Origin of the sequence: Pseudomonas sp. SWRI179 (assembly GCF_014268705.1) — a bacterium.
In the GTDB taxonomy this organism is placed as follows: Bacteria; Pseudomonadota; Gammaproteobacteria; order Pseudomonadales; family Pseudomonadaceae; genus Aquipseudomonas; species Aquipseudomonas zanjanensis.
Map to the genome: position 1 here is coordinate 1 of NZ_JABWRA010000112.1, position 3,742 is coordinate 3,742.

The 3,742-nt window shown below is 59.8% G+C and carries 2 protein-coding genes; both read right to left on the reverse strand.

What is annotated here, in order from left to right; all coding sequences use genetic code 11:
• The coding region (locus HU767_RS28420) for a hypothetical protein (protein WP_186731100.1) at positions 1 to 205 on the reverse strand (205 nt) is incomplete at its 3' end.
• 109 nt (positions 206 to 314) lie between these two features.
• The gene (locus HU767_RS28425; protein WP_238349541.1) at positions 315 to 3,659 is read right to left on the reverse strand and encodes a hypothetical protein; all 3,345 of its coding nucleotides are present in this window, start codon (positions 3,657 to 3,659) and stop codon (positions 315 to 317) included.
• Positions 3,660 to 3,742: the final 83 nt, after the last annotated feature.

Below are 3,742 nucleotides of genomic sequence, written 5' to 3' on the forward strand. Positions count from 1 at the left end.
GCACCTCCGGCTGGGCCTGAAGCAGGTCGAGCGTAAAGTCATAGGGCGCGGGCAAGTCCTTGGTCAAGGCATTGAGCGCATCGCTGTCGCGTTGCAATTGTTGGGTCAGGGTCTTGAAGCGCTGCTGTTGGGCTCGCAGCGCTCGCCTCAACCAGATGGGCAGCCTGGCGTGGATAAACTCGACATGGGTTTTGAGGGTAGACATGTTGAACCTCCTTCCTTGGGGGTTGTTGAATATTCGGGTTTCGGCACTAAGCAATGAATTGACGGATGTCGCCGTTGCCGCCTCGCGACCTCGGCGACAAGGCTGATCGTCAGACTCGCGGAACACTTGACGTTCGCAACGCCCACCAAGGGCCGACAAGATCGGCGGTTATCCGACGGACCAGAATCTCGAGTTCGCGACTCTTCACCGAGCGGTAGATAGCCATGGTGCGCCGGAACTGATCGTCATTGAGCGTTACCGGTTGGCCCGCAGTCCAGTCCACGTCCGCTACGGCCTCCAGCGGCGTATGGCGCCAAACCATTTGGCCATTTTCCAGAACCTGCTCTTGGGCGCTCGGTAAGCCGGCGTCTGGATGCATGAGGTTATCCAGCAGCACTTGCGGCCAACCGGACGGATCCACGGGTTCGCTGAACGCATCCACCAGGCCGTTATCCACCGCATCCCAGATTGCCAGCCCATCTGTCCAATCCCGGGACATCAATCCCAGGTAGGGGCGCCAGGTCATTTCGCCTGTCCGAGGGGTGTGGTCATGGCTGTCGAAGGTATCCTGGGCATCGCTGAGCCAGTCGATGAATCGCTCCCGCGTCATCAACGACTGACGCTCGGCCGCCACCGGATGTCGAGACGTCAGAGCAAAGTTCCAGTAGTCGTACTGCTCGCTCAAGAAGTTGGCGAACGGCACCCCCTGATGCACGAGGCGCGCACGCTGGATCGAATCGAACATCGTGAAGTGCAACTCCAATTCGGCGATGTCAGGCTGTTCGCTATCCAATGCACGTGCTTGCAAGCGGCTGCGTATCTGCTCCAGCTGCAGGTCGAAATCCGCAAGTCGGGTCGGGAGCTCACCGTGGATGCTTTGGTATCCGATGTAATGTTGGAGAATGCCGACGCCCCTCATACGATCGTGATAAGCCAACCCTAGATCCGCCTCCCTGTCAGCGTCCTGCATGGCCCCGGAAAACCAATCGATGAAACGTCTGCTTCCGGCACTATCGCGGGCAACCTCCAAGGTCCGCTGGAAACTGGGGGAAACAAAGAGCCAGTCGTCGATGGTGTAGCGAAACGAGTCGGGAGCTATTGCGCGAACGGCATGGATTTGTGCGCTGGGCAACGGATTGTCATCGAGCCACAATCCAATCGTGTCATCCCTTGGATGCGCAGCAAGCGCGGGGAGTAAGTCATCCTGGATGTTGCTGATACGGTTACCCCGCAGGTCAACGACAATCATGTCCTCTGACGGTCTGGATAATACCGCCAGCGCCAGCGCCGGAACCCGCTCGAGTCCCGAGTTGGCCAGTTCCAGTTCACGCAAGGCTGTCAGCTCCGGTAGGTCAGGCATCTGGCTGCAATTATTGCCACTCAGGCGCAGGTCTTCCAAAGCAGTAGCCGTGCGCAGGAATGCGCTGCCCTCCTCGTCCAACCGAAGGCCGCACCGCACCAGATCCAGCGCTGATAACCCTGGCAGGATAGTAATTGCCTGCAATTCCTGAGGGGTAAAATGTAAATTTTCGGCCCAAACCAGCTCACGCAGGGAATGTAGTTCGGCCAGTTGCCCGATGGCCGCGACCAGGTCAGCGCTGGCTCCAGCCTCCCCACCGCTACTGATGCCGGACAGATGAAGGGTTCGCAAACTTGGATCGGTACTCAGCAAGGGGGTGAACACATCCGCGTTCATGTCCAGCGGGTTGCTGCTCACCGACAGCTCCATCAGCATGCGCAATTCCCCTACTGCCACGGGCAGTGCGGTGAGGTTATTGCGGTGCAAATGCAACGTATCGATGTTTGGAAACCTGCGCAAAAACTCCGAGGGATCTTGGCTGAGCGCCATATCCACCAGGATCAGTTCCTCAATATGCTCAAAGCTTGCGCTGATGGGTGGCAAGTGGCCGATGGGGTGCCCCACCAGTCGCAATGAAAATTCACTGCCGTCTCGGCCGGGCTCGGGCACGCGTCGCCAGGCCCGACGAATTTCCGTTGCTACGTCTGCCCGTAAGGAAATACGCGTCTGACGATCCAAGGTACCTTCATGCGGGTGGTGGACCCCTTCATGAACCACCCATTGGCGCAGTTCATTGTCCAGCGTCGTCCATTCGGTTTCCAGATGGGTGACCAAGTCTTCCAAGCTGATGCGTTGACGAATGGCCTCCCTGGTCAGAGAGCTTTGAAGCCTCGCCAGCTCATTCCCCGCGTGGCTCGGATAAAGTCGTTCCAATCGTTGCCCCAGGGCCCCTCGCCATTCCGACAACGGCAACCGTCCACGGCCACTGAGGGGATACCCCAAGCGCCCGTTCAGCCACTGCGGGCGAGCCGCACCCTTGTCGAGCCCTCTCATCGCCAGGTGGCGACGCAGCCCTTGCCGATCAGACAGGGCTTGTGCAAGCAGCTCTGTACGAAGCCTGGCTCCTTCCCAGATGTTCAAGCCCAACGCCTGGCGTGCGTCATCCGGCATCGCCCTGAGCAATGCATCTTCCAGGCTCAGCGCGTCCGCCAGTTCGTTTCCCTGTTCATCGAAGGGACGGTACGCGTCGCCCTCCTGGCGAAGTGTCTTCAACGGTCCTGTTGCACCCACGTCAAGTGGACTGCTCAGTTCACGCTGGAACAGGCGCAGGCGCACCCGACCTTGCAGTTTAGGCATTTCGCCGATCAGTCCCATGACCAGACGGTCACGGTCAGCGCTGCTTTCACCGCGTTCCAAGGCCCGCAAGGCTCGGCCCAGGCGCAATTCCCGCAGGGTTTCAGCGCATTGACGGCCGAGGTTTTCGCTCACGTGCCCTTGCAACAGGCGAACCCGATCCTGCCCCGCGGCCTGGCTGGCGAGTTCATTCGCCAAGGTTTGCGGCAGCCCGGGAAAATCCCGGACCAAGGGCGCAGCCAACGGATCGATCGTCGTGGCGCGGGCCATGCCGGCCGTTACCCTCTGAGTGTTGGCTTGTAGATGCCGGGCCCAGCGCCCGGACAACAGACGGCTCCGCTCCAGTGCGGGTAAGCCGATGCCATTTTGTCCCAGCATCACGTTCTGCTCGCTCGTGCTCAACCCGGCCAGGACGCGCTCCGCCCAGGCCTCGTGATCAAAGTCTGTATTGCTCAAATAAAGTGAGCGGGTATCCGTTGCATCACCAATGGGGTGTACGGTGATGCCATCGTCGTAGCGCAACGTCAAATCGCTTGGCCAACCCGGCAGTTCCTCAAGCGTCTGGATGATTCGAAAGTCACCCCCTTGCGGCGCCTGATCACGTAGCAAACGACCAACAGTGCCGCTTACCTGCTGCCAGTTCCAGGCTTCATCCAGCGCATCCGATAATATCGCCGGCAACGGTTTTCCCTCGACTTGCAGATAACGCAAGTGCGCCTCGCTGATGCCGACCTGGCGTTGCACCGTGAGAATCGCAGCGTCGTCCAGTTCGGCCGGCGTCTCGGCAAAATTGCGCAGCAATGACAGGTTGTCCCGTTGCAACGGGTTACGATGGGCCCACTGCCAGCCACGGGTTCGGCTCCATTCCAGCGGCGGCGTTACGC